This is a genomic window from Mycolicibacter senuensis (genome assembly GCF_003284925.1).
In the GTDB taxonomy this organism is placed as follows: Bacteria; Actinomycetota; Actinomycetes; order Mycobacteriales; family Mycobacteriaceae; genus Mycobacterium; species Mycobacterium algericum_A.
Genome location: NZ_QMEX01000010.1, coordinates 24,405 through 49,502 on the forward strand (window position 1 = coordinate 24,405; position 25,098 = coordinate 49,502).

Here is a 25,098-nt window from a genome sequence, read left to right on the forward strand (position 1 = left end):
CGAAAGGAAGACGTCATTGACAGTCGGTGATTGGGACGACGAGTTCGACGTGGTGGTACTGGGTACCGGCGGGGCCGGGCTCACCGCCGCGCTCACCGCAGCGGTCAACGGCGCCTCGGTCGCCGTCTACGAGAAGTCCGCGACCGTGGGAGGCACCACCGCCGTCTCCGGTGGCATCGCCTGGATTCCCGCGCACACCCGGGCCCCCGGTTTGACCGTCGAGGCCGCCCTGGACTACCTGCGGGCGCAGTCGTTCGGCGCGATGGACGACGAGCTGGTCTCGACGTTCGTACGCACCGGCCAGGAGATGGTCGACTTCGTCGAGAAGCACAGCGAGGTGCGCTTCGAGATCGCGTCCGGCTTCCCGGACTATAAGCCGGAGCTGCCCGGCGGACGCCCGTCCGGTGGCCGCTCACTGAGCCCATTGCCCTACGACATCTCCCGGCTGGGTGGCTGGCAGGACCGGATCACCGCGTTCCCTGCCGACTACAGCAATGTCGGATTCGACGCCGAGACCCGCGCCCGGCTGCACGCCGACATCGGCGACCCCGCTGGCAATCTGTGCGTCGCCGGCACCGCGCTGATCGCCGGGCTGCTCAAGGGTGTGCTGGAGGCCGGGGTGACGCCGGCGACGGGCTGTCGTGGCGTCGAGCTCATCGGTGATGGCGGCGATAGCCGTATCGCCGGCGTCCGGGTGAACGCCAACGGGACGTCGCGGCGGGTGCGCGCCCGCCGCGGCGTCATCCTGGCCAACGGCGGATTCGAATGGGACACCGCCCTGGTCGAGGCCTTCCTGCGGGGGCCGATGCGAGGCGCGGTGTCACCGCCGAACAACACCGGTGACGCGTTGCGCATGGCCATGGCACACGGCGCCGACCTGGCCAACATGGGCGAGGCGTGGTGGGTTCCGATCGTCCGGATCCCCGGCGACACCATAGACGGCCAACAGCGCAGCCGCAGTGTGCGACTGGAGCGCACCCGGCCGCGCAGCATCATCGTCAACCGGTCCGGACGGCGGTTCGTCAACGAGGCATGTGACTACAACTCGATGGCCGGCGCCTTTCACTACCTGGAGCCGCGCGGCGGCTACGTCAACGATCCGGCGTGGATCGTCTTCGACGCCGAGCACCTGCGCCGGTACGGGTTCCTCGGCGTCGCCCCCGGCGGTGCGGCGCCGGAGTGGTTTTGCGAGTCGCCCGACCTGGCGGCGCTGGCCGCCCGGACCGGCATCGAGCCGGAGGGTCTGGCCCAGACCGTGGCGGCCTGGAACCGCGGCGTGGCCGCCGGCGCCGATCCCGAGTTCGGGCGCGGCGCCAGCGCCTACGACGGGTACTGGGGCGACGATCAGGCGGATACCCCGGCCGGTCGCACCCTTGGGCCGCTCGACACCGCGCCCTACTACGCCGTACCGCTGTCGGTGGGAGCGATGGGCACCAAGGGCGGTCCGCGCACCGACGCCGACGGTCGCGTGCTGCACGTCACCGGGCGGCCGATCCGCGGCCTGTTCGCCGCGGGCAACGCGATGGCCGGGGTGACCGGCCGGGCCTACGGCGGCGCCGGCGGCACCATCGGACCGGCGATGGTGTTCGGCTTCCGTGCCGGACGCGCGGCGGCCACCGGCGATTCGTGCGTCTGACGAGCAGCACAATCGCCCGCCGCCGCCTAACCGGAAATGCTATTCTTCTCCGCAAAGAATTTGAGTCTTTGGCAGGTGAGCGCACCCGGAGGAGCCCGTGACAACCAGGAAGTTCTCGGCGTCGCCCCTGGTTCTGGGCCTGGCGTTCACCGGCGCGCTTGCCACCGCCGCCCCGGCTCCCGCCGACGACTCGGCACCCCACCGGGTGCGCTACTTGGTCAGTGCGACCGAAACCGCCCAGGCGAACATCTACTACCGCGAGGTTCAGCCGCCCAACTTCGGCGAATACAGCCACAACCCGTACCAATACAGCCCGCGTGCCGACGTCACGATCGGGCCGAACCAGCCCTGGATCTTCGAGACCACCCTGGCCGACCCGCAGAACTGGGCGATGGTGGTGGTGTCGCTGCCGGGGATGCATCCCCAGCTGGCCTCTCCCGGGTTCGTCTGCGAACTGCGCATCGACGACGTCGTCGTCGCCACCGACGCCGGCACCAAGGGGGCGCTCTGCTCGCTCCGCACCTGGTGAGAGACCCGGTGCTACCGTTTCGGAGCGGGCTTGCGAGAGTGCTTGGCCATGTGGGGGACCCTGCCGGAGCTGGGTGGACAACGGACAGGAGGGCATATGCCGTCGCGTGATCCGGCGAAACCGGGTGGTCGTGGAAAGCACGCCGCCAAGCGCACCTCGAAGGATGCGCTGACGCTTGCAGAAGCCGAGGCGAAGGCCGCCGAGGCTGCAGCGGAGTTGGCCCGCGCCCGTGCCGAGCTGCTCAAAGCGCAACAGGGCTCCGAATCGGAACCCAGCCAAGCGGTCGACCTGGAAACCGCACCGGACGTCGAGCCGGCGGGCATCGAAGCCGATGATCTGGCGCCGGGTGTCGACGAAGGTGCCGTCGATGAACGGGCTGAACAACCGCGCGGGTTCATCGGCATCCGCAGACAACTGGGGTGGGTGGCGGCGACGCTGGCCGTACTGGCAATCGGCGGCTTCCTCGCCGTTGATGTGCTGATGCTGTCCCACCATCGCGACGTTGCCCAGCGCCAGCATCAAATGGGCGAGTACGCCGCGGCCGCCCGTCAGGGCGTGGTCACGCTGATGTCACTGAACTACGAGACAGTCGACGACGACGTCAAGGCGATTCTGGACAACTCCACCGGTGAGTTCAAGAAGGATTTCGAAGCCCACGCCGGCGACTTCGCCAAGGTGGCCCGCGAGTCCAAAACCGTCACCTCGGTTGACACGGTGGTCTCCGGCGTGGAATCGATGTCGGACAACGAGGCGGTGGTGCTGGTCGCGGCCACCACGAAGGTCACCAATACCGCCGGAGCCAAAGAGGAACCCCGCAGTTGGCGCCTGACCGTGCACCTGGCCCGCGAGGGCGACCAGGTCAAGATGTCGAAGGTGGACTTCGCGGCATGAGCGAATCCGACAGTGATGACCTGACACCCGAAGCGGTCGAGGACGATTCCGTGACTGCCGACGCCGACGTCGCGCCCGCCGATCCAGCGGCAGCGGAGTCACCTGCCGATCAATCCCAAGCCGGCCCGACGGTCTCAACGTCGCGCTGGATCGCTGCCACCCTGGGCTTGCTGCTGTTGGCGTCAGCGGGGCTGGCCGGCTGGCTGTACTTCGGTGTGCTCCGGGCAGATCAGCAACTCGGACCCGCGGCCGAGCAGGCCGTGATGGCCGCCGCCGCCGACGGTGCGGTCGCCGTACTGACGTACGCACCGAAGACGATGGAGCAGGATTTCGCCGCGGCCGAGAGCCACCTCACCGGTGACTTCCTCTCGCACTACACCGATTTCACCCAGAAGGTCGTCACCCCGGCGGTCAAAGAGAAGGAGGTGCAGACGATCGCGGCAGTGGTTCGCAAGGGCATCGTGTCGTTGCGTCCCGGCTCCGCCGAGGTGCTGATCTATCTCAACCAGACCACGATCAGCAAGACCAACCCCGACGGCTCCTACTCGATGAGCAGCGTCAAGGTCGGCTTGGAGAAGCACGGCGGCCGGTGGCTGATCTCCTCGTTCGATCCGGTGTAGGCCAACCCGCTTGCGGGGGCGCTACATCCGCACCAGCGCGAACGTCCAGGTGTTCACCCCGCCCGGACCATTCATACAGCCCACCTCGAAATGTGATTCGACGACGCCGGCCAGTGTGTTGGCATCCCAGGTGTAGGTGTCGCGGGTCGGCATCGACGGGCCGAACGGGCAGGTCAGACCGTTGGGGTAATCCGAGGTGAACGAGTACTGACCGTCCACCAGTCTGGCGGTGCCGCCGTAGTATCCGCGACCGAAGAAATGCGGTCGGTCGATCGCGCTCACCTCAACACAGCCGGCCGGCAGGTCGTCGAACTTGCCCATCGTCTCGCACGGGTAGGCCGCCCACACCCACGTCGCATCGGTCCACCGGTTGCTCAGCACCTCGTAGTTGCCGTAGCGCATATCGGCCGCGGCCGTCGGTGCCACAGCGGTGGCGCCCGCTGCAACCATCAGCGCGCCGAGCGCTGCACCAACAGTGGTTCGCATCATGGGTCGGACTCCCTCGACTTGCCAGGATTGTTGTGTCGCTAGAGGTCTCCGCGACGCCACCGGGCCTCGCCGTCGGCAACGCAGGCCAAAAAGAGTCCGTCGGGCGCCTGCGCCACCTCGCCGACGTACTCGTCGCACCTGCTGTTCTCCTCCTTGATGCCGTGCATCTCCGGGGAACGGAACCAGCGCGGCTCGTACCGGCGGGGCGATCCGCAGTACACCAGCCTGCCCGGCAGGGTCGACGGCCCTGCGACAGCGGACCCGAAGACGAAGTAGGTGGTGTTGGAGCACGGCGCACCCAGCACGACATTCGGCGCGATTCCCGGTGTGCACGCCGGGACGTCGCACATCGGCACGTAGGGGTCGGCCACCGACGGCGCCGCCGAGGTCACCGCGGCCACCGCCCCGGCGGCCACAGCAGCCGCGGCGAACGCCATCATCACACGGGTGTTCCGCATCGTGTCTCCTACCGCCTAAAGCCGCCGCACGCTCAGCGGCATGGTGATCACCGTGGGCTGGTTGCGTCCACAGGCCCCCGAGACGCCGATCGTTCTGTCGTAGCCGACCAGCAGGTCGATGTTGCGTTTGTCGTACTGGCCGTTGGAGTCGCTGCCCTGGAACTGGTAGCGCTGCCGCCCCGGCGAGGTGGTGCCGTCCGGGCAGGTCTGCCAGTTCTCATGGAAGCGGTCGACGATCCACCGCGAGGTGCGAAATTCCAGCGGCGCGGTCCAGCCCTGGTCGCTGCTGACCTGGCCGGTACAGACGTGCGCGTTCTCGCAACTGGAGCTGAACGTCCACACCGACGAGACGGTGACTTCGTCCATGAACACTTCGTTGGTCTTGGCCCAGTCTCCGCTCGAAGTGACCCGGTAGGGGCCGTTGAGCTCGAAGCCCAGGGCGGCATGCGCCGGCGGCGCCGGGGCCATCCCGGCAACAAGCCCGAACGCCGCTGTCGCGGCGGCTAATTCGCGTACCTGCATGTTATGTCCTCCTTCGGCTAGGACGGCATCAGGTCGGTCCACGTCTTGGGGCCCGAACCGGGCACCAGGTTGGTCTGCTGCTCGTAGCGCCCGTCGGGGGTCATGTACTTGCCGGTGTTCGGGTCATAGGGCAACACCGCCACCGGTGGCCGCTGCTCAGCACTCCCGTCGTGCCCGGCGAACGGCGGCGGCGGCGCCGGAACCTCGGGCCGGGGGGAATCCGGTGATGTCCCCGACGGGGTGGCCCACGGCGGCAACGGGGTGCCCCCGGTCGGGGCGAAGATCCGGTCGTTGAAATCGGCCCGGTCGTCGATCGGGATGCCCTGCTTGAGCAGGTTCGGGTCGATGGGGCCGGGTCCGGTGAGGTGCTGACGCATCGCGATGGGCACGAACCCCTTCGGGTCGTCGCACAGTTCGACCGTGGGCGCGCGCTTACCCGGGTGCTCGATACACGGGAAGTTGCGGGCGCCGCGCACCGACACCGGGGAATCCTGCGGGAGTTTGCAGTACAACCCATCGGGGGTGTCGATCGTGGTGGTGTCGGCCGGGGAGCGCCAGGAGGAGGCCGGCAGAAACCCCACGGTGCACGGGTTGGGGTCACCGAAGGTGAGGGTGAAGTCGCCCTGCGGCAGACCGGTCGGGTTGTTCTTGGGCAGACCGAACGACTGCTGGGCCGCAATGTATCCGGGCAACAGCACCATCAACTGTTCCAGCGATGGGTTGTAGACCATCAACACCTGCCCCAGAGTGTTCAGGTTCGCCAGCAGAATCGGCAGCGTGGGCTTGAGATCCTGCATCAGACCGGACACCTCCTCGGCGAATCCGGGACCGCGCTGCAAGATCGCGCGCAACTGCGGGTCGTTGACGGCGACCTGTTCGGAGATCCCGGCCACGCTGCGCGCCCAGGTCCGGATCGCGTCGGTGCTTTTCTCCTGGGAGTCCAGCAGTGGCGCACCGTCATCGACCAGCTTGCGCACCTTGTCGGCGACCCGGTTGGCGTCACCGCTGATCGTGGTCGCCGAATCCAGCAGTGATTGGAAGTCGTAACCCGCGCCGTCGAAGGCTTGGAAGGTCTCGTCGAGCAAGTCGCTGAGCCGGTCCTTGGGGATGCTGTCGACCAGGGCACTGACCTGATCGAGCATCGGACCGACTTGTTGGGGCACTTGCGTGTCGGACGCCGCGATCACCGAGCCGTTCTGCAGGTACGGACCGCCGTCGCTGCGCGGCAGCAGATCGACATACTGCTCGCCGATCGCCGAAACGCTACGCACCGCGGCGGTCAGATCCGCCGGGATCTTCGGTGATCGACTCAGCGACAACGTGGCGCGCACGCCGCCCGGCGTCAGCTCGACGTTGGTGACCGTGCCGATCTGCACCCCGTTGTAGGTGACGTTGGAGAATCGGTAGAGCCCGCCGGTCTCCGGCAGGTCCAGCTTGACCGTGACCCGGCCGATCCCGAGCAGGGTCGGCACCTGCATGTAGCCGAAGATCATGGCTGAAACGCCGATCACCGATGCTATGAGGAACAGGGCCAGCTGAATGCGTACGAAGCGTGTCAGCATCTATCCACCGCCTCCCGACCCGAGAGTTCCCGGCGGTAAGCCCTGGCTCGAAGCCTGCAGAATCGGTTCTTGCAGCGGGTCGTAGGAATAGTTCAGATACCACGGGTCACCGGGCGCCGGAACGAGTTTCGCATCTTCGTCACCCCACTGGGTGCCGGCGAACAGCGCCCGCTTGAGTCGCGGTTTGGTGAGGTCGAAGACGGCGAACAGATTCAGGAAGTCACCCCGCACGGCGCGCTCGATCGCATTGGGCCCGTACGGGAAAGCCGAGGCGTAGGCGACCGCCGAGTTGAGCTCCGGGCCGATGTTGGCCAGCGACCGCAACGCCGGTTCGATGTGGATGAGGTCGGAGACCAGTTCGCGCCCAGAATCATTGACCAGCCCGGCCGACAGATCGCCGAACTGGCCGAGTTTGGTCAACGCGGTGACGAACTTGGGCCGCTCCTTGATCAAGACGTCGATGGCCGGAGGAATCTTGTCCAACGCACGGTGGATGGTGTCGCGCTGCCCGGCGAATGCCGTGGCCGTCCGGTTCATCTCACCGATCGCCTCGACGATGTTGTTCCGCTGCCGATCCAGCGCACCGGTGAAGTTGTCCAGCCGGACGATCAGATCGCGGATGTCGGCCTCCCGGCCCGCCATGGAGGTGCTGAAGTTGTGGATGATGTCACCGATCTGGCCGAGCCCTCCCCCGTTGACGATTACCGCCAGCGACGACAGGGTCTGCTCGGTGGAGGGGTACGTCGACGAGTCGCTCAGCGGTATGGTCGCGCCGGGTGCCAGCCGCCCCGTCGGCTGCTGCCCGATCGGCGGATTGAGCGCCAGATGCATCGAACCGAGCAGGCTGGTCTGCCCGACGGTCGCCACCGCATTGGCCGGGACCTCGACGCCGGGGTTGACCGCGATGTCGACATTGGCGTGCCAGTCGGTGACGGTCATCTTGCCGACGCTGCCGACCACCACATCGGAGAGCATCACCGGCGAATTAGATTCCAATGTCCCGACATTGGCCAGCCGGACGGTGAAATGCTGCGCTCCGGAACCGCGTCCTTGAACACCCGGCAGCGCCACCGAGTTCAGACCGCCGAAGGCGCAGCCGGTCGTGGTGGCGGCGACCACGAGGGCGAGCGCCGCGCTGCGCCGCAGTGAGCGTAGACCGATCATGGCGAGGGTGTCCCTTCCGCCGGCAACGGACCGGGCAATCCAGGCGGCGGGCCCGGAGGCGGCGGGCCGGGCAACAGCATCCCGTCGAAGGTGGTCGGACTGGGCAGCGGCACACCGGGATTCAGTGGCGGTGTCGCCGCGGCCGGCAATCCGTCGGGCGCAAGGGAACCGCGCGGTTGCAGCGGATCCGTCCAGCCCGGCGGCGGCGGGACGTCGCCGTGCAGCCCGGTGTAGGCCGAGATCGACGGTTCCTGTTCCGGCAGGCTTCCCGGGTGCTCGGCGTGCGGCATCAACGCCGGGTCGGTATAGATCAACTTCTCCGGGCTGGCCGCCTTGGTCAGATACGGAGACATCGGCAACGGCATCCCGTTGAAATTCAGCAACCGCATGGCCGGCCCGAGGTACCCCTCGCACAATTTGCCGGTCTCCGTCGACGTCACGTTGCCGATCGCACCGGTCATCGTGCAGATCGCCTGAACCGGATTGCTGAAGTTCGCGAACGCGAACGAGCCCACCGGGGTCCCGCTGGTCACGTTGTACATATTGAGTGTGTTGGCGATCGCATTCGGGGTGATGTGCAGGATATTGCGGATCGCATTCTTCGAATCCACCAGCGTCTGGCTGACAGCGGCCACACCCCGCAGCGCCTCGGCAGTTTCGGCGCGGCTCCCCGCCACGAAATCCCGCACCGTGTCGATCGCGCCCGCGAAGTCGGTGAGAGCGGCATCCAAGTTGGATCGGCTGTCGTTGACCACACTGGTCAACGTGGCGAGCCGCGACTCGAACACCACGATCTGCTGATCGCTGTCACGCAGCGCCGTCACGAACGTCTGCAGGCCCGTAATGATGTCGACGATGTTTCCGCTGCCCTCGGCGAAGATCCGGGCCATACCGGAGAGTTGAGCCAAGGTCTCGCGCAGTTTGGCGCCGTTGCCGTCCATCGCATTGGCCGCACTGTCGATGAAGCGCGACGCCGACGTTCCCGAAACACCGCTGCGCGGACCCAGTTCCGCGGCAAGCCGGTTCAACTGGGTCTTGACCTCATCCCACTCGACCGGGACCGCGGTGTGCTCACGCGGGATCACCGCGCCGTCAGGCAGGGTCGGCCCGTCGCCTCGATGGTAGGCGGGGGTGAGCTGGACGAACCGCGCCGCCACCAGGTTGGGTGCGACGATGACGGCTTTGGCGTCGGCCGGGATCGGCACCTTGCGGTCGACGCGCAGGGTGAGCTTGGCCTGGGTGCCCTGCGGTTCGATGCTGTCGATGGTGCCGACCTTCACCCCGGCGACCCGGACCTCATCACCGGGATAGATGGCGGTTGCGGTGGAGAAGTACGCAGTGATCTTGGTCGGCTTCAGCACGGTGTGACGGATCAGGATGCCCGCGCCCGCCAGCACCAGCAGCGCCGCCACGGCCGCCGCCGCGATCTGCAGTGATCTACGAGTCTTCATCGCGGCGGCAGGTCTCCTGGTTGCGGAATCCCGTTGATCGGGAACGGCAGTTCGGCACGCGGACCGGCATTGTCCGGCGGTTGCCCCGCGTCGACGCCGCGGCGGAAGCCGAAGATGTAGTCGAAGAACGGCTGGAACAGCTGCGGCAGGAACAGGTTCGGAACATAGGCGCTGTAGTAGGACCCGTTGGACACCGTCTCGCCTTGGGTGAGTTCGTATTTGGCCAGGCCCGGCAGCGCCTTGGCGAGGTTGTCCCGGTTCTTCTCCAGGATCTTGTTCAGCTCGATGATCTTCGCCAGCGTCGGTTTGAGCTGTTCGTTGTTCTGGGCGACGAGTTCAGACAGCTGCCGCGACACCGCCGACGTGCTGACCAGTAGGTTGACGATCGCCTGCCGACGGGTGTTGAGCACATCGACGAGGCTGTCGGCGTCCAGGATCAGCGAGTTGATCTGCTGGCTGCGTTCGGAGAGCACGCCGGTGAGCTCGGCGGCCGATTTCAGCAGGTCGGCGAGGCCCTCGTTGCGGCTGTGGACCGCTCGGGACAGCCTGCTCAGGCCGTCGAACGTCGGCCCCAGCTGCGGCGCGATCTGGTCGATGGTGTCCGACAGGGTGTCCAACGACCGGTTCAGTGATTCGGTGTCGGTGCCGGCGGTATTGGACGTCAGTTCGCCGACCGCGTCGACCAGCGAGTACGGCGAGGACGTGCGGGTGAGCGGGATGACATCCAGCGGGCGCATCTTGTCGCTGCCGGCGGGCTCCACCGTCAGCACCCGCTCGCCGAGCAACGACCCGGTGCGGATGTGCGCGGTGGTCTGCGAGCCCAGCGGGTACTTGCCGGCCAGCGTGAACGTCACCAGAGCGTCGCCGTTGTCGAGTGCGACATCGGTGACCGAGCCGACCTTGATCCCCGACAGCGTGACGTCGGCACCGGTGCTCAGGCCACCGGCTTCGGCGAACCGGGCCTGGTAACGCACGCTGGTGGCCCACTGGATCAACTGCTCGGGCTGCAACCCGATCGCGACGATGAAGGCCACGACCACGATGCCGATCAGGCCCATCCTGCTCAATTGGCTGCCACGGTATTTCAGCATCGGTGGCTCCCCCGCTGTGCCGGCGCAGCGGCGGGCAGCACGCCGCTCAGTCGGTGTCGCTGCATCGGCCCTCCTCCGCTTTGATCCAGGGGAACACCGCCGTCCGGCCCTGGGTGTCGCTGACCCGGACCTGCACCGCGCAGATGTAGTACTGGATGAATCCGCCGTAGGCGCCGAGCCGGATGGCCTTGCGGTAGTTCTCCGGCGCCTTCTGTAGCGACATGTCCAGACCGGCCAGGTCGGCGTTGATCGCGGTGGTCAACCGATCGACCTGGGTGATCGTGTTGGTCAGTGGATCGCGGGCGTTGCCGAGCAGATCGGCCAGCGATGCGGTGCCGCGGTCCAGAGCCGTCACCGCGGTCCCGATCGGGTCGCGGTCGGCTGCCAAGCCGGCGACCAGCTTGCTCAGTCGATCGATCGCCCCGGAAAACCGCTTGTCGCCGTTGGACAAGGTGGCCAGCGTGGCGCGCAGTTGGTCGATCAGGGACTCGATCACCTGGTTGTTGTCCGCCAGGGAGTTCGAGAACGACGATGTCCGAGACATCAGTGAGTCGATGGTGCCGCCCTGGCCCTGCATGATCTGGATCAGCGATGCGGTGAGCGAGTTGACGTCCTGTGGGTTCAGTCCGCGGATCACCGGCTTGAGGCCGTTGAGCAGTAGGTCCAGATCCAGTGCGGGCGCGGTGCGCTCCAGCGGGATCTCCGAGCCGGCCGGCAACAGCCGGGTCGAGCCGGGCCCGTCCGTCAGTTCCAGGTAGCGGTCGCCGACCAGATTCAAGTAGCGCACCGAGGCCTGAGTGCCGGTGGTGAGCGAAATGTTGCGGTCAGCCTGGAATTTCACCAGCACCGTGCCGTCCGGGCGCAGCGCGACGCGACCGACGGTGCCGACCCGAACGCCGGCGACCCGCACGCTGTCCCCGGCTTTCAGCCGGGAGGCGTCGGAGAAGACCGCCTGGTAGCCCGCCGTCGGGCCGGTCCGGACCTCGGCGAAGATCGCGAACAGAAAGATCGTGGCCAGCACCATCACCGCGGCGTAGATCCCGAATTTGAGCAGTGGCCCCATGTCGCGTCTCATCCGGGCATCCCCACCTGGGCGCTGTTGCGGGGCGGTCCGCCGATCGGCCCGAACAGCGCCTGCTTGAGGCCGTCGGAGTTCAGCAGGATGCCTTGGTTGCCGTATTCGTACGGGTTGGCTCCGACGTCGGCGATCAACGCGGGCACCCGGTATTCGGGCGGTACGTCGGGCAGACCCAGTTCCGTGCAGTAGGAGCGGTCGGAGCGGGCCGCCACCTTCGGTAGGTGGTCGGGGTAGCGGTAGCGTTCCTTGGCCAGGGTGAAGCTGGCGGTGATGATGATGCCGGGGACGTTGAAGGGCGGGGATTTGGCGAACGGCACCAAACCGCCGATCGAACAGCCGAGTTCGTCGTTGTATTTGTCCAGCAGTTGAGCGGTCGGCTCCAGCACCCGCGTCAGGTCGGTCAGCCCCTGCCGGTTCTCGCCCAGTACCTCGTTGCCGGTATCGGCCAGGCCGATGGCGCTCAGCAGGAAGGTGTCCAGGCTGTTGCGTTCGGCCACGATGCTTTCACTCATGGTGCTGGTGGCGTTGAGCGCAGCGGTGAGATCGGGCGCCGCATCGGCGTAAGACCGGAACACCGGTGGCATCGTGGCGACCTCGTGTTCGAGGGTGTCCAGGCTGGGCTCAAGCTCTGCCAGTAGCTTGTCGAAGTCGGTCAGCGCCTGACCCAGCTTCTGCCCGCGCCCGTTGAACGCCGTCGAGACGGCGCTGAGCGTTTCGTTCAGCTTCTTCGGGTCGATCTTGTCCAACACCCGCACCAGCTGTTGGAACACCGTGTTGATCTCGACGGTGACGTGCTCACCGGCCAGCACCTGACCGGCGTGCAATCTGGTCGCCTCCGGGTCCGGGGGCGCCACCAGCTCGACGGATTTGGCCCCGAACACCGTCGTGGAGGCGATTCGGGCGGTGACGTTCGCCGGGATCAGCCGCAGCTGGTCGGGTTGCATCTCCAGTCGCAGCACCGCGGTGCCATCCGCCAGCGGCTCGATGGACCCGACCTTGCCCACCTGGACGCCGCGCAGCTTGACCTTGGCGTCGGGGTACATCACCAGACCGGCGCGCTGGGACAGCACCGTGACCGGCACCGTGCGGGTGAAGCTGCCGCGGAACAGCGCGATCGGCAGCGCGACGAGCGCCGCGATCGTCAGGACCGTCAGCAGCCCGATCATCGGCCGCACATAGGCCGGCGACTCTCGCCGCCGGCCGGTGGGCCGATGCCGCCCTGCCGCATCCCCCCGTTGGGTCTGCTCGCCGTCTTCCCGGTCCAGCGGTGGATCGGCGGTCGCCCCCAGCACCATTACCGCACCGCCGCCCGGTTATTGACGGTCACGTCAATGTGGATGGGAAGCGCCGGCGTGCCGCTAAACGCCATCGCCGCCCCCTTCCACGATGGTGACCGCCGCCACCGCTGTTGGCCCTCCGATGTTGTGCGCCAAGCCGATCCGGGCACCATCGACCTGATTGACCGCTGTCCCGCGCAACTGCTCGAAGAGTTCTACGCACTGTGCCACACCGGTCGCCCCCGGTGGGTGGCCTTTGGACTTCAAACCACCGCTGGGATTGACCGGCAACGCGCCACCGACACTGGTCACCTCGGCTTCGAGCAACTTGTGGGCTTCGAACCGTTCGGCGAAGCCGAGGTCTTCGTAGCTGATCATCTCCACACCGGTGAAATAGTCGTGCACCTCGGCGACATCGATGTCCGACGGCGTCAGCCCTGCCATGGCGAAGGCCTGCTTGGCGGCGCGCAATGTCGCCGGAAACGTCGTCATGTCGCGTTTGTGCTGATGCATCACCGCGTCCAGACCCAGCCCCACCCCGCGGATCCACACCGGCCGATCGGTGAAGCGATCCACCACGTCCTCGGCGGCCAGCACCAGGGCGGCGGCGCCGTCGCTCTGCGGGGCGCAGTCGTACACCCCGAACGGGGAAGCCACCATGGGCGCTTCGAGGGCCTGCTGCATGGTGATCTCGAAACGCAGCCGCGCGCGCGGGTTGCTGGCCCCGTGCCGGTGGTTCTTCACCGCCACCATCGCCAGGTGCTCGCGGGTAGCGGGCGACTCGTGCAGGTAGCGCCGTACGTGCAGGGCGAAACCGGCCGGCGCGACCAACCCGAGCGGGTAGTCCCACGCCATGTCGCGCGCGGTCTCCTCCCAGGCCCAGAGCATGTCCTTGGTGGCGGTCTCCCGCAGCTTGTCGGCACCGATCACCAGCGCCACGTCGACCGCCCCGGACGCGACCCCGAACAACGCGTTGCGGACCGCGTCATTGCCGGTGGCGCAGGAGTTCTCCACCCGCGTGACCGGTAGGTCGGGCAGTCCCAAGGTGTCGGCCAGGATCCCGGACGGAAAGCCGTCGGTGGTGCCCAGCGCCCCGAACCAGGCCGCCTGCACATCGGTTTTGGCCAGGCCCTTGTCCACGCTGGCGGCACACTCGGCGAAGGCCATCGGCAGCAGGTCCTTGATGCCCAGCGCGAAGTGCTCCCGGAACGGCGTCATCCCGGCGCCGACGATGGCTACCCGTTTCATGCCACCGCCTCGGGTTGTTCCGACGGGTCGAAGGGCTCGAAGGCGTACCCGTAGTCGGGCACCCCGGAGCGCACCGCGATCCGGCGCAGCACCAGCCGGCCCCGGTCACCGATCCAGGCGCTGCCGGCCGGCGCTCCCGTCACCTTCACCAGCGCGCGGACCGCCACGTCATCGAGCTCGACGATGACCAGCGAGTAGGGGGTGGTCAGCCCGGGCACCGGGATCTGTACGGTCACCTCGGTATAGACCGTGCCGACGCGGGGCAGCTCCACCAGCTCGTAGTTGGTGCTCAACGTCGAGTCCTCGCCGACGCGGTAACGCGGCGGGAAGTCGAGTTCGTCGCTGCCCGGGTGTTTGCCCGCCTCCCAGCGGACCTTGGCTTCGAAGGCACGCTCGTAGGCGGCCAGCGAGATCGGCAGGTCCGCGCCGGGAGTGTGCACCCGCTCGGGGACCGGCCGGGCCGCCGGTTCGTGCCGGTGCACCGGCGCCTCGCCTTCGACCACGGTGATCCCGGACAGGTTGGCCTGCTCGGCCGCCAGCAGCGGACCCACCGTCTGCGTCTCGGCCAACACCGCCAGCGCGAACAGCCCCGAGCTGGCACCGGTGGTCGGTAGCGGAGCGGGTTTACCGGTGCAGAGTTCGACTGCGCGGTCATGTTCCACCCCGGCGAGCATCACCGGCGTCTCCGCCCAGGCGGCCACCAGCGACGCCACCACGCCCCGCTCGTAGAGCAGCCGCGGGTCGCCGTAGTCGTGCACCACCCCGTCGTTGCGGGTGCGCACCGGCAGACTGCGGGCGATACGGGCTGCGGTCCGGATACGCAGGCCGTTCTCCGCGGTGAGCACCGCCGCGGCGCCGGCCGGGTCCAGGTCCACCCCGATGATCAGGGTGCGCGGCCGGGCCGAGCTGAGCGCGTCCAGGGCGGCCGGGGCGCCGCCGAGACGCTCGACCACCTCGAGTTCGGGATCGAGGCCCAGGCCGGCCAGCAACACCGCGGCGTTGCTGCTGTCGGTCAGCGGAAAGTCACGACTGACCACCACCAGGCGCTCCACCGCGCCACCGCCGGTCAACGCCGCACGGCCGGCCTCGACAGCCAGCGTGATGGCATCCTCGTCGTCACCGATCAGCCGGCGCTGGGGGGTTCCCCAGCACGGCAGATAGGTACCGATCGAAGCTACGTGCGGCATCGCGTGGCCTAGGTGACCGCGCCGGCGGTCTTGAGTTCGATGATGCGGTCCCAGTCCAACCCGAGTTCTTCCAGGATCTCGTCGGTCTGCTCGGCGAACCCGGGCGCCGGGCCGGCCGCCGGGGCGGCCACGTCGAACTGCACCGGGTTGGCGACCAACTCGAGTTCGCCTGCCTGCACGATGTATTCGTTGGCACGGATCTGCGCGTCCTGGGCGGCTTGCAAGGTGTCCTGGACCGGCGCCCACGGTCCGGCCAGCGTGGCGAAGCGCTCACTCCACTCGGGCAGCGTCCGCTTGGACATCGCCTCGCGCAGGATTTCCACCGCCGCCGGGGTGTGCTCGGCGAACGACTGCGCGGTGGCGAACCGGGGATCGTCGATGTAGTCGTCGAGTTCCATGTGTCGGCATACATCCGCCCAGAACTTGGTGGGCTGCATCATGACGAACGAGATGTAGCGCTCGTCGGCGGTCGCGTAGACCCCGACCAGCGGGTTGATCGGCGAGCCGTGAACCCCGGGCGGCTGTTGGACCAGCCGCTCGCCCAGATGACTGGTCAAGGCGACGGTGTGGCCCATGGCCCACAGGCCGCTGCCCAGCAGGGACACGTCCACCACCGACGGCTCACCGGTGCGCTCGCGCTTGAACAGTGCCGCCGCGATACCACCGGCCAGATTGGTGCCCGAGATGGTGTCACCGTAGGCCGGTCCGGGCGGCGCGATCATGCCCTCGATACCGGGCGGGGTGATGGTCGCGGCGGTGCCGGCGCGACACCAGAAGGCGGTCATGTCGTAGCCGCCCTTCTCCGATTCGATGCCGCGGGGACCCAGCGCGCTGCCCCGGGCGTAGACGATCTTCGGGTTGACCGCGCGGATGTCGTCGACGTCCATGGCGAACTTGCGGCGGTGACCGGGAAGGAAACTAGTGAGGAAAACGTCGGCGCGCTTTGCCAATTCGAGCAGCACCTCGCGGCCCTCGGGCGTCGACACGTCCAGCCCGATGCTGCGCTTGCCGCGGTTGGCGTGCTCGATGTTGGGGTTGGGGTCGCCCTCCACCCGCAGCATGCCGGTCTGCCGCAGCCCGCGCTGCGGGTCACCGGTCACCGCATGCTCGACCTTGATCACCTCGGCGCCCCACTCCGCCAGTACCGCACCGGCCGACGGGACGAACCCGTACATCGCGACCTCCAGGACGCGGACCCCCTCCAGTGGCCTCATTCGGCGGCTCCCACGGGTGCGGCGAAGGTCTTGGACTCCATGAACTCTTCGAGCCCGGCGACGCCCATCTCGCGGCCGATGCCGGACTGCTTGTACCCGCCGAACGGCGCGTCCGGGCTGAAGTAGTTGCCGCCGTTGATCGAGAACGTTCCGGTGCGGATCCGGCGCGCCACGGCCACCGCCCGGTCCTGGCTGCCGAAGACCGCGCCGGACAGCCCATAGATCGAGTTGTTGGCGATGCGTACCGCGTCGTCGTCATCGTCGTAGCCGATGACCGCCAGCACCGGCCCGAAGACCTCTTCCTGAGCGATCTCGCTGTCCGGATCGACTCCTGTCAGCAGCGTTGGGGTGTAGAAGAAGCCGGGATCGACCTTCTCGCCCCCGGTCACCAGGGTGGCGCCCGCGGCCACCGCGCGCTGCACCATGCCGTCGACCTTGTCGCGCTGCTTGGCGCTGATCAGCGGACCCATATACGTCTTGGGGTCGGTCGGGTCGCCGTAGCGCACATGCGAGAAGTTGGTCTTGATCAGCTCGACGATCTCGTCGTGATGACTGTTGGGCACCAGCAACCGCGACGTCAGTGCGCAGCCCTGGCCGGCGTGGGTGACCATCGAGAACGAGGCGAAGACCGCGGCCATGTTGAAGTCGGCGTCGTCGAGCACGATCGCCGCCGACTTGCCGCCCAACTCCAGGAAGACCCGTTTGAGGGTCGCGCTGGCCGCGGCCATGATCGCCCGCCCGGTCGGGGTGGCACCGGTGAAGGTGACCATGTCGACGCCCGCGTCGGTGGTCAGTGCCGCGCCGACCGCAGGGTCCGACGAACTGAGCACGTTGACCACCCCGGCCGGGATGTCGGTGTGGTTGGCGATCAGCTCGCCGAGCGCCAGCGTGATCAGCGGGGTGTCCGGAGCGGCCTTGAGCACCACGGTGCACCCGGCGGCCAGCGCGGGGGCCAGCTTCGCCAAGGCCAGCTGGTTGGGGTAGTTGTAGGCGATGATCGCGGCGACCACGCCGGCGGCCTCTTTCTCAACCCAGCGGTGGTGCAGCATGCCGCGACTCTCGATGTTGCCGAGGTCCTCGGTCATCGGATAGTCCTTGAGCAGATCGGCGTAGTAGCGCACGATCGCGATCGGCTGGTCCAGCTGCGCGCCCTGGGTCAGCGCCGGGGTGGCGCCGACCTCGGCGATGGTCAACGCGGCGAATTCGTCGCGGTGCTCGATCAGTGCCCGGTGCAGCTGATCCAGGCAGCGCACCCGCAGCGCGACGTCGGTGGCCCAGTCGCCGGTGTCGAACGCCCGCCGCGCCGCCTCGACCGCCGCTCCGGCCTGCTCGACACTGGCCTCGGGGGCGTAGCCCAGGACTTGCCCGGTGGCGGGGTTCAGCGAGGGGTAGGTCCGGTCCGCACCCACCAGCTTGCCGTCGACCAGCAGGTGCCTGGCAGCGACGTGCTCGGCGGCCTGTGCACCGCCGGGACCATCGGTTTCATTCGGCGGTCCCAGCTTCGGCTCTCCTCCGTCGAGCCTCGCTGAACCGCCAGCGATGGTCGCTGCCGTTTCCTGCGAACCCATGCAAGCCTCCCGCCGGGTAACTACATTCTCATGTGCGGCGAATCATACATCTCAAGAGGGAGAACTCAAGCCGGAAATGCGAGCCGTCCGTACCGCAGAACTGCACCACGGCAAGCCCGCGATACGGCATCATCCCTGTTGAGAGGGGTTTTGCCGGAACCTTGCCAGAAACAGTTGTACGAGAGTACGATTCTCACGACTTGAAAAGGAGATTCTTTGTGGCCGAGACCGACCTCGTGAGAACGGCTGTCGTGACCGGGGGCGCCTCGGGCATCGGCGCGGCGGTGGTGAACCGCTTACGCGCTGCCGGCCACCGGGTGGCGATCATCGATCTCAAGCCGGGCGATCAGGAGCTGGCTTTCGCCGCCGACGTCACCGATCGCGGCCAGATCGACACCGCGCTGACGCAGATCCGCGAACAACTCGGGCCGGTCGGCATCCTGGTCAACGCCGCCGGGCTGGACGGCTTCAAGAAGTTCCACCACATCAGCTTCGAGGATTGGCAGCAGGTCATCGACGTCAACCTCAACGGCGTCTTCCACACCATCCAGGCGGTGCTGCCCGACATGGTGGCGGCCGGCTGGGGACGCATCGTCAACATCTCCTCGTCGAGCACCCACTCCGGAGTTCCCTATATGGCGCACTACGTTGCCGCCAAATCCGCGGTGAACGGCCTCACCAAGACGCTGGCCCTGGAATATGGACCCAGCGGGATCACCGTCAACGCCGTGCCGCCCGGCTTCATCGACACCCCGATGCTGCGCAATGCCGCCAGCCACGGATTCCTCGGCAACATCGATGACAACATCGCCCGAACCCCGGTGCGCCGCATGGGCAAGCCCGAAGACATCGCGGCAGCGTGCGCCTTCCTGGCATCCGAGGAGGCTGGCTACATCACCGGGCAGATCCTCGGCGTCAACGGCGGGCGCAACACCTGACACTGCCGATACCGACGGTGCATCAACGAAAGGAACAGCTGTGGGACGCGTTGCCGGAAAGGTCGCATTCATCACGGGGGCCGCTCGCGGGCAGGGGCGCAGCCACGCGCTGCGACTGGCCGAGGAAGGCGCCGACATCATCGCCGTCGACCTGTGCCAGGACATCGAGACCATCGGCTACCCGATGGCCCGGCCGGAGGACCTCGAAGAGACCGCCAAGCTGGTCGAGAAGACCGGGCGCGGCATCGTCACCGCGCAGGCCGACGTGCGCGACGCGGCGGCGCTGAAGACCGCGCTGGAGGCCGGGCTGGCCGAATTCGGCAAGCTCGACATCGTCGTCGCCCAGGCCGGTGTGGCCGGCATGAAGGGCAACCCGCCGCTGCAGGCCTGGATCGACGTCATCAACACCAACCTGGTCGGCACCATCAACGGCATCCAGGTCGCGCTGCCCCACCTGGGCGAGGGCGCCTCGATCATCGCCACCTCGTCGGCCGCCGCGCTGATGGACGCTCACCAGAAGGCCAACCCCGGCAACGACCCGGGCGGCATGGCCTATATGACCTCCAAACGCCTGATGGCGCAGTACGTGCACGACCTGGCCACCGAGTTGGCGGTACGCGGCATTCGCGCCAACGTCATCCACCCGACCAACTGCAACACCGACATGCTGCAGAGCGAGCCGATGTACCGCTCCTTCCGGCCGGATCTGGACCACCCGACGCGCGCCGACGCCGAGCCGGTCTTCTACGTGCAGCAGGCGATGAAGGTGCCGTTCATCGAACCCGAAGACATCTCCAACGCGGTGCTCTGGCTCGCGTCCGAGGAGGCCCGGTACGTCACCGGCATGCAGTTGCGGGTGGATGCCGGTGGATATCTCAAGTGGTACGACTACCACGTCTGAGGCGTGACTGACGCAGATTCGCCCGTGTTCGATAGGAGCAGCATGAAAGTTTGGGTTGACCCGGAGCGCTGTCAGGGCCACGGCCTGTGCAAGATGATCGCGCCGGATTCCTTCGACCTCGACGACATCGACGGTCACTCCACTGCCGTCAGCGAAGACGTCGTCGCCGGACAACAGGAAGTGGTGATCGAAGCCATGCGATCGTGCCCGGAACGCGCGATCTTCGTCGACGGAAAGGACTCCACCGGCCAGGTCGCAACCGGTGCGGGGCAGCCAGATTGGACTGCGCAGTGAACGAGCAGAAGAAGCAGCGCTACTACTACTTCGACCGCCATGCGCCGGAATACCGTGATCGGTTCCTCGACATCACCGACGAGATGCAGGCCAAGTGTCCGATGGCCTGGACCGACACCTACGACGGCCACTGGGTGGCGGCCGGCGCCGCGGAGGTATTCGAACTGGCCCGGTGCCCACATGTCTCCAACGACCACGACATCAACAACGAGCGTCGGGGCTACAAGGGCATCTCCATCCCGCCGGCGAAGCGGGCACAGGCCCGCGGCGGCGTGCTCGAAATGGACGGCGAGGAACAGCAGTTCTACCGCGAGCTGCTCAACCCGTACATGTCGCCGGCGGCCATCAAGCGATGGATTCCGTTCATCGACGAGGTCACCCGCGCCGCGATCAACGAGAAGATCGAGGAAGGCCAGATCGACTTCGTCGATGACCTGGCCAATGTGGTGCCGGCCGTCTTCACGCTGGCGATCCTCGGTATCCCGCTGAAGAACTGGACGATCTACTGCGAACCGGTCCATGCGGCGGTGTACACCCCCGAGCACGACCCGGACTCGGTGCGCGTGGCCGAGATGCACCGGCAGATGGGCTTGGACCTGGCTACCAACTACTTTGAGGTCAAGCAGAATCCACGGCCGGGAATCGTCCACGCGCTCACCCAGGCGGTGCGGAACGGTGAACCGATTCCCGACATCGACGGCCTGTCGATGGTCGGCGTGGTGATCGGGGGCGGATTCGACACCACCACGGCGCTGACCGCCCACAGCCTGGAGTGGCTGGGCGAGCACCCGGAGGAACGGGAGCGCCTCAGTCGCGAGCGGGAGAAGCTGTTCAACCACGCCACCGAGGAGTTCCTGCGCTACTTCACGCCGGCCCCCGGCGACGGGCGCACCTTCTCCGACGATGTCGAGGTGGCCGGAGTGCAGGTCAAGGAGGGCGAACGGCTGTGGCTGTCCTGGGCGATGGCCAACCGTGACCCGTCGGTGTTCGAGGACCCCAACCGCCTCATCATGGACCGGAAGGGCAACCGGCACTTCAGTTTCGGTCTTGGTGTGCACCGCTGCATCGGCTCACACGTCGCCCGTGCCGTGTTCAAGTCGATGATGCTCGCGGTGCTCGACCGGATGCCGGACTACCGCTGCGATCCGGCCGGCGCGGTGCACTACGACACCATCGGCGTCATCCAGGGCATGCGCCACCTGCCGGCCACCTTCACGCCCGGCAAGCGCATCGGCCCGGGACTCGACGAGACGCTGGAGAAGCTGCAGCGGATCTGCGACGAGCAGGAATGTGCCCGCCCGATCACCGAGCGCAAAGAAGCTGTCGTTATCGACTGAGTCCCCTTCGCACGAGCAGTCGCCAAAGCCCCCGATTCCCAACGATTTCGGGGGCTTTTGCGACTGCTCGCCGGGGAGAACTAACCGCGCGGCAGCCCCAGCACCTGCTGGGCGATGAGGTTGCGGTGGATCTCCGAGGTACCGCCGGCGATGGTGCCCGAGAAGCTGCGGGCATGACGCTCGAACCAGCTGGCGAAATAGCTGTCGAGGTTCATCGGCGCATACGGCCCTGAATTCGCCGGATGGACCAGGCCCGCCGCCCCGACCGCGTCCAACGCATGGCCGGAGGCGAACATCTCGGCTTCGGAGCCGAGCAGCTTGAGCACCGACAGCGCGGGCACATCCTCCTCGCCGCGCGAGGCCCGCGCCAGCGCCCGCGACCCCAGCAGGCGCAACGCCTGGTAATCCATGATGGCCGTGGCGAATTGGTCGCGCTGCAACGCATCGGTGGGGCGAAAGTCGGCGATCACGTTGTCGAGCCGATCGGCGAAGCCCAGCCACATCATGGTGCGTTCGTGCCCGAGAGATCCGTTGGCCACCCGCCAGCCACCGTTGAGCGGGCCGACCAGATTGTCGGCCGGCACCCGCACATCGGTGAAGAACACCTCGTTGAAGTCTTTGTCGTCGATACCGCAGATCGTGGGGAACGGGCGACAGACCACGCCGGGCGTGTCGGTGGGGATCAACAAAACGCTGATGCCCTTGTGTTTGGGAGCATCGGGGTCGGTGCGCACGAACGTCAGCAGCACATCGGCGTCGTGTGCCCCCGAGGTCCACACCTTCTGTCCGTTGACGATGAAGTCCTCACCGTCACGGTCGGCCCTCGTCCGCAACGACGCCAGGTCCGAGCCGGCGCTCGGCTCGCTCATGCCCAGCGACGCGGTGATCTCGGCACGCAGAATCGGCACCGCCCAGCGCTGCTTCTGCTCGTCACTTCCGAAGGAAAGCAAGGAGGCCGCAATGATGTTGACGCCCTGCGGATTGAAGCTGTGATAGATCCGGCGCCGGCAGAGCTCCTCCAAATGGACGAACTGCTGCAGCAGCGTGGCGTTGCGACCGCCGAATTCCGGTGGGTTTCCGGGCAGCAGCCAGCCGTTGTCGAACAGCAACCGCTGCCAGCGGCGCGCCCAGTCGGGCATGTGGGACACCGACCGAGGCCGCTCCGCGGTGTCCGCCTCGTCGGGCAGATTCGTGTCGAGGAAGGCCGCGAATTCGGCGCGGAACTCCTCGATCTCGGGGTCAAATGTGAGTTGCAAGGTATTCCTCGGCGATGGTCGCGCGATGCTGTGCGGCACCGCCCAGCATCAGCTCACCGGCTTTGGCTCGCTTGAGCGCGAACTGCAGGTCGTTCTCCCAGGTGAACCCCATCGCGCCGAACAACTGCAGCCCGTGCCGGAATACCACCGACTGGCATTCTCCGGCGGCCGCCTTCGCCATCGCCGAGGCCATCCGGCGCCGCGGGTCGTCCGCCGCGATCGTGAGCGCCGCGAAATACGCCAGCGCACGGGCCCGCTCGATCGCGACATGCATGTCGGCCGCCTTGTGCTGGACGGCCTGGAACGAGCCGATCGGCACGCCGAACTGCTGACGGCCGCGTACGTGCTCGAGCGCCAGGTCGAGGATGCGCTGACAGGCGCCGACCATGGTCATCGCCATCCCGGTCAGCGCGACATGGCGCGCCCGGTCGATGTCGACCCGCATCCGGGCACTGTCGGGCACCTCGACCCCGGCGAAGGACACATCGGCCACGTGCAGCGTCGGGTCGAACACCGCGGACTTCCGCGTGGTCACCGCGGCGGCGTCCACCACGAACACCCCCGCGTCGGCGACCACCGCCAGCCGATCGGCCCGGTCACCGTCCAGTACGTGCAGTGCGGTTCCGTCCAACACCCAGCCGGCGGCATTGCGGTGGGCGCTCACGCCGCCGAGAACCGCCGCCCCGGTGGAGCCGTCCGGTCGATGGTGCTCGCCGACCAACGGCGCGAACTGGGTCATGGTGGCCAGAAACGGCGTGGGATCGGTGGCGCGGCCGAGTTCTTCGAGAACGATCGCGAGCTCTACCGCGGTTTCCGGCTCGTGCAACTCGGTCCAGCCCAGATCGACATAGACCTTCCACAACGAGTCGACGGCACTGTCGTCTCCACCCTCGGCGACACCGCGCACCAACGACGGCGAGCACTGCTTGCCCACCACGTCGCGCACCGTGCCCTGCCACAGTCGCTGATCCTCGTCAAACTCCAACAGCATTGCAGTCACCTCCTCCACAACCCGATCGAGAATAACATTCTCGTTAGTGAATGTAATGATCTCGTCGCGAGATACCGCGCTATCACAACGTATCGCGCGGTTACCGTAGCCGTGGCGGCGCCCGCCTGCACCGGCTCCGCGACAAGACTGCGAGAATCCAGTTCTTGCAAGCAAAGAATACAGCTATACAATGGTCGGCATCGGGACTCGGGTTCCCGGTGACTCTGCACGGCGCGCCCCGCGGCGGGCGCGGACTCGGGCGATACGGCGAAGGGCGGCGTTGATGATCGAAAACCCGGACGGCAGCCGCACCCCCGTCATCGACGCCAGCGTGCACATCTTCGCCGCATCCAACAAGGACCTGCGCGGTCACCTGCGCGAGCCGTACCGCAGCCGGGGATTCCCGGACTACGAGATGGACTGGTACGGAGCGCCGGGCGGCGAGTACGCTCCCGGCACCCAGGGGCCCGACGGCCAATACCCAGGCTCGGATCCCGAGGTGGTCGCCCAGCACCTGTTCGCCGATCGCGGGGTCGATGTGGCGGTGCTGCACCCGATGAGCCGCGGCGTCATGCCGGATCGGCAGCTGGGGTCGGCGCTGGCCGCGGCGCACAACGAGATCCTGGTGTCGCGCTGGTTGGACCACAGCGTGCACGGCGAGCGCTTCCGCGGCACCATCCGGGTCAACCCCGACGACATCGCCGGGGCACTACGCGAGATCGACCGGTGGAAGGACCATCCCCGGGTGGTGCAGATCGGCGTTCCGCTGCAATCGCGGGAACTCTTCGGCAAACCCCAGTTCTGGCCGTTGTGGGAGGCCGCCATCGACGCGGGCCTGCCGGTGGCCGCACACATCGAGGTCGGCTCCGGCGTCGCCGCCTCACCCACACCGTCCGGGGTGCCCCGCGTCTACGAGCACTACGTCAGCTTCATGGCGTGCAACTACCTGTACCACCTGATGAACATGATCGCCGAGGGCGTCTTCGAGCGGATGCCGTCGCTGAAGTTCGTCTGGGCCGACGGCGCCGCGGATCTGCTGACGCCGTTCATCTGGCGGATGGACACCTTCGGCAGGCCACACCTGGAGCAGACGCCGTGGGCGCCGAAGATCCCCAGCGACTACCTGCCCGACCACGTGTTCTTCGTGCAGGGCGCCATGGACGGTCCCGGGGACACCGACTTCGCCGGCGAGTGGTTCGGCTTCACCGGCAAGGACGACATGGTGATGTACGGGTCGAGCTATCCGCACTGGCAGCGCAACGAAGTGAGCGTGCCGAGCACGTTCAGCGCCGAGCAACGCGACAAGCTGTGCTGGCGCAACGCCAGTCGGCTCTACGGCATCGACGTACCGGCCCCCGCGGGCGCACACTAGAGAACAGTTGGGATCAAGGGAGAT

At 67.3% G+C, this 25,098-nt stretch carries 23 protein-coding genes and 1 pseudogene; 9 read left to right on the top strand and 15 right to left on the bottom strand.

The features are described 5' to 3' along the window. Window positions 1-16: 16 nt before the first annotated feature. The 4 genes from DQP56_RS05435 to DQP56_RS05450 all read left to right on the top strand — a co-directional run bounded on the left by DQP56_RS05435 (window position 17) and on the right by DQP56_RS05450 (window position 3,676). The gene (locus tag DQP56_RS05435) at window positions 17-1,636 is read left to right on the top strand and encodes an FAD-dependent oxidoreductase (RefSeq protein ID WP_112683958.1); all 1,620 of its coding nucleotides are present in this window, start codon (window positions 17-19) and stop codon (window positions 1,634-1,636) included. 97 nt (window positions 1,637-1,733) lie between these two features. Then, window positions 1,734-2,165: an Rv2576c family protein gene (locus tag DQP56_RS05440; protein WP_083037612.1), complete on the top strand. Its 432-nt coding sequence runs from the start codon at window positions 1,734-1,736 to the stop codon at window positions 2,163-2,165. Between the two features lie 96 nt (window positions 2,166-2,261). Beyond that, on the top strand, window positions 2,262-3,056 hold the full coding sequence (locus tag DQP56_RS05445; RefSeq protein WP_112683959.1) for an Rv1363c family protein: 795 nt from the start codon (window positions 2,262-2,264) through the stop codon (window positions 3,054-3,056). Then, window positions 3,053-3,676: a twin-arginine translocation pathway signal gene (locus tag DQP56_RS05450; RefSeq protein WP_112683960.1), complete on the top strand. Its 624-nt coding sequence runs from the start codon at window positions 3,053-3,055 to the stop codon at window positions 3,674-3,676. Before DQP56_RS05445 ends, DQP56_RS05450 begins: the two co-directional genes overlap by 4 nt. A gap of 21 nt (window positions 3,677-3,697) precedes the next feature. On the opposite strand, the gene DQP56_RS05455 is transcribed toward DQP56_RS05450, so the two are convergent. From DQP56_RS05455 to DQP56_RS05515, 13 genes are all read right to left on the bottom strand, one after another. Next, window positions 3,698-4,162, bottom strand: coding sequence for a hypothetical protein (locus DQP56_RS05455; protein WP_234825515.1), 465 nt, complete (start codon window positions 4,160-4,162; stop codon window positions 3,698-3,700). Window positions 4,163-4,203: 41 nt separating this feature from the next. Further along, complete coding sequence (locus DQP56_RS05460) at window positions 4,204-4,623, bottom strand: hypothetical protein (protein ID WP_112683962.1); 420 nt, start codon at window positions 4,621-4,623, stop codon at window positions 4,204-4,206. A gap of 15 nt (window positions 4,624-4,638) precedes the next feature. Then, entirely contained in the window at window positions 4,639-5,145 is a 507-nt protein-coding gene (locus DQP56_RS05465) for an Rv2253/PknI dimerization domain-containing protein (protein WP_112683963.1), read from the bottom strand. A gap of 17 nt (window positions 5,146-5,162) precedes the next feature. Then, window positions 5,163-6,707, bottom strand: a complete 1,545-nt coding sequence (locus DQP56_RS05470) for an MCE family protein (RefSeq protein WP_083037606.1) — start codon at window positions 6,705-6,707, stop codon at window positions 5,163-5,165. Continuing rightward, complete coding sequence (locus DQP56_RS05475) at window positions 6,708-7,871, bottom strand: MCE family protein (protein ID WP_112683964.1); 1,164 nt, start codon at window positions 7,869-7,871, stop codon at window positions 6,708-6,710. Further along, window positions 7,868-9,322 (bottom strand): MCE family protein, encoded by a 1,455-nt coding sequence (locus DQP56_RS05480; RefSeq protein ID WP_112683965.1) that lies wholly within the window; start codon window positions 9,320-9,322, stop codon window positions 7,868-7,870. The genes DQP56_RS05475 and DQP56_RS05480 overlap by 4 nt, the downstream gene beginning before the upstream one ends. Then, window positions 9,319-10,413 carry an MCE family protein gene (locus tag DQP56_RS05485; RefSeq protein WP_083037603.1) on the bottom strand — a complete coding sequence of 365 codons (1,095 nt, stop codon included), beginning with the start codon at window positions 10,411-10,413 and terminating at the stop codon, window positions 9,319-9,321. The genes DQP56_RS05480 and DQP56_RS05485 overlap by 4 nt, the downstream gene beginning before the upstream one ends. Window positions 10,414-10,459: 46 nt before the next feature. Further along, window positions 10,460-11,488, bottom strand: a complete 1,029-nt coding sequence (locus tag DQP56_RS05490) for an MCE family protein (protein WP_112683966.1) — start codon at window positions 11,486-11,488, stop codon at window positions 10,460-10,462. Next, window positions 11,485-12,786: an MCE family protein gene (locus DQP56_RS05495; protein ID WP_435673821.1), complete on the bottom strand. Its 1,302-nt coding sequence runs from the start codon at window positions 12,784-12,786 to the stop codon at window positions 11,485-11,487. Before DQP56_RS05495 ends, DQP56_RS05490 begins: the two co-directional genes overlap by 4 nt. 63 nt (window positions 12,787-12,849) lie before the next feature. Further along, window positions 12,850-14,016, bottom strand: coding sequence for a thiolase C-terminal domain-containing protein (locus DQP56_RS05500; protein ID WP_112683967.1), 1,167 nt, complete (start codon window positions 14,014-14,016; stop codon window positions 12,850-12,852). Then, window positions 14,013-15,203 carry an OB-fold domain-containing protein gene (locus DQP56_RS05505; protein ID WP_112683968.1) on the bottom strand — a complete coding sequence of 397 codons (1,191 nt, stop codon included), beginning with the start codon at window positions 15,201-15,203 and terminating at the stop codon, window positions 14,013-14,015. Before DQP56_RS05505 ends, DQP56_RS05500 begins: the two co-directional genes overlap by 4 nt. 8 nt (window positions 15,204-15,211) lie before the next feature. Beyond that, the gene (locus tag DQP56_RS05510) at window positions 15,212-16,417 is read right to left on the bottom strand and encodes a CaiB/BaiF CoA transferase family protein (RefSeq protein ID WP_083037599.1); all 1,206 of its coding nucleotides are present in this window, start codon (window positions 16,415-16,417) and stop codon (window positions 15,212-15,214) included. After that, window positions 16,414-17,985 (bottom strand): aldehyde dehydrogenase family protein, encoded by a 1,572-nt coding sequence (locus tag DQP56_RS05515; protein WP_165824907.1) that lies wholly within the window; start codon window positions 17,983-17,985, stop codon window positions 16,414-16,416. The genes DQP56_RS05510 and DQP56_RS05515 overlap by 4 nt, the downstream gene beginning before the upstream one ends. A gap of 236 nt (window positions 17,986-18,221) precedes the next feature. Here DQP56_RS05515 and DQP56_RS05520 point away from each other — a divergent pair, with 236 nt between their 5' ends. The 4 genes and pseudogenes from DQP56_RS05520 (at window position 18,222) to DQP56_RS05535 (ending at window position 21,455) form a co-directional block, all read left to right on the top strand. Further along, entirely contained in the window at window positions 18,222-18,923 is a 702-nt protein-coding gene (locus DQP56_RS05520; RefSeq protein ID WP_112683990.1) for an SDR family NAD(P)-dependent oxidoreductase, read from the top strand. A 40-nt stretch (window positions 18,924-18,963) separates the two neighbouring features. Beyond that, complete coding sequence (locus DQP56_RS05525; RefSeq protein WP_083037597.1) at window positions 18,964-19,824, top strand: mycofactocin-coupled SDR family oxidoreductase; 861 nt, start codon at window positions 18,964-18,966, stop codon at window positions 19,822-19,824. A 42-nt stretch (window positions 19,825-19,866) separates the two neighbouring features. Next, window positions 19,867-20,052 (top strand): annotated as a pseudogene (locus DQP56_RS05530) (ferredoxin); the annotation flags it as partial. A 62-nt stretch (window positions 20,053-20,114) separates the two neighbouring features. After that, on the top strand, window positions 20,115-21,455 hold the full coding sequence (locus DQP56_RS05535; protein WP_112683969.1) for a cytochrome P450: 1,341 nt from the start codon (window positions 20,115-20,117) through the stop codon (window positions 21,453-21,455). An 80-nt stretch (window positions 21,456-21,535) separates the two neighbouring features. Here DQP56_RS05535 and DQP56_RS05540 read toward each other — a convergent pair whose 3' ends face one another. Next, entirely contained in the window at window positions 21,536-22,711 is a 1,176-nt protein-coding gene (locus tag DQP56_RS05540; RefSeq protein ID WP_112683970.1) for an acyl-CoA dehydrogenase family protein, read from the bottom strand. After that, entirely contained in the window at window positions 22,695-23,702 is a 1,008-nt protein-coding gene (locus tag DQP56_RS05545; protein WP_112683971.1) for an acyl-CoA dehydrogenase family protein, read from the bottom strand. Before DQP56_RS05545 ends, DQP56_RS05540 begins: the two co-directional genes overlap by 17 nt. A 283-nt stretch (window positions 23,703-23,985) precedes the next feature. Between DQP56_RS05545 and DQP56_RS05550 the strand changes: the two genes are divergently transcribed. Continuing rightward, window positions 23,986-25,074 carry an amidohydrolase family protein gene (locus DQP56_RS05550; protein ID WP_205868804.1) on the top strand — a complete coding sequence of 363 codons (1,089 nt, stop codon included), beginning with the start codon at window positions 23,986-23,988 and terminating at the stop codon, window positions 25,072-25,074. Window positions 25,075-25,098: the final 24 nt, after the last annotated feature.

Excerpts from the sequence above, each read along its gene's own strand:
- DQP56_RS05500 (WP_112683967.1), bottom strand. The coding sequence starts at position 14,016 with ATGAAACGGGTAGCCATCGTCGGCGCCGGGATGACGCCGTTCCGGGAG.
- DQP56_RS05515 (WP_165824907.1), bottom strand. The coding sequence starts at position 17,985 with ATGGGTTCGCAGGAAACGGCAGCGACCATCGCTGGCGGTTCAGCGAGG.
- DQP56_RS05495 (WP_435673821.1), bottom strand. The coding sequence starts at position 12,786 with ATGGTGCTGGGGGCGACCGCCGATCCACCGCTGGACCGGGAAGACGGC.
- DQP56_RS05470 (WP_083037606.1), bottom strand. The coding sequence starts at position 6,707 with ATGCTGACACGCTTCGTACGCATTCAGCTGGCCCTGTTCCTCATAGCA.
- DQP56_RS05480 (WP_112683965.1), bottom strand. The coding sequence starts at position 9,322 with ATGAAGACTCGTAGATCACTGCAGATCGCGGCGGCGGCCGTGGCGGCG.
- DQP56_RS05475 (WP_112683964.1), bottom strand. The coding sequence starts at position 7,871 with ATGATCGGTCTACGCTCACTGCGGCGCAGCGCGGCGCTCGCCCTCGTG.
- DQP56_RS05460 (WP_112683962.1), bottom strand. The coding sequence starts at position 4,623 with ATGCGGAACACCCGTGTGATGATGGCGTTCGCCGCGGCTGCTGTGGCC.
- DQP56_RS05450 (WP_112683960.1), top strand. The coding sequence starts at position 3,053 with ATGAGCGAATCCGACAGTGATGACCTGACACCCGAAGCGGTCGAGGAC.
- DQP56_RS05510 (WP_083037599.1), bottom strand. The coding sequence starts at position 16,417 with ATGAGGCCACTGGAGGGGGTCCGCGTCCTGGAGGTCGCGATGTACGGG.
- DQP56_RS05485 (WP_083037603.1), bottom strand. The coding sequence starts at position 10,413 with ATGCTGAAATACCGTGGCAGCCAATTGAGCAGGATGGGCCTGATCGGC.
- DQP56_RS05505 (WP_112683968.1), bottom strand. The coding sequence starts at position 15,203 with ATGCCGCACGTAGCTTCGATCGGTACCTATCTGCCGTGCTGGGGAACC.
- DQP56_RS05445 (WP_112683959.1), top strand. The coding sequence starts at position 2,262 with ATGCCGTCGCGTGATCCGGCGAAACCGGGTGGTCGTGGAAAGCACGCC.
- DQP56_RS05465 (WP_112683963.1), bottom strand. The coding sequence starts at position 5,145 with ATGCAGGTACGCGAATTAGCCGCCGCGACAGCGGCGTTCGGGCTTGTT.
- DQP56_RS05455 (WP_234825515.1), bottom strand. The coding sequence starts at position 4,162 with ATGCGAACCACTGTTGGTGCAGCGCTCGGCGCGCTGATGGTTGCAGCG.
- DQP56_RS05545 (WP_112683971.1), bottom strand. The coding sequence starts at position 23,702 with ATGCTGTTGGAGTTTGACGAGGATCAGCGACTGTGGCAGGGCACGGTG.
- DQP56_RS05490 (WP_112683966.1), bottom strand. The coding sequence starts at position 11,488 with ATGAGACGCGACATGGGGCCACTGCTCAAATTCGGGATCTACGCCGCG.
- DQP56_RS05550 (WP_205868804.1), top strand. The coding sequence starts at position 23,986 with ATGATCGAAAACCCGGACGGCAGCCGCACCCCCGTCATCGACGCCAGC.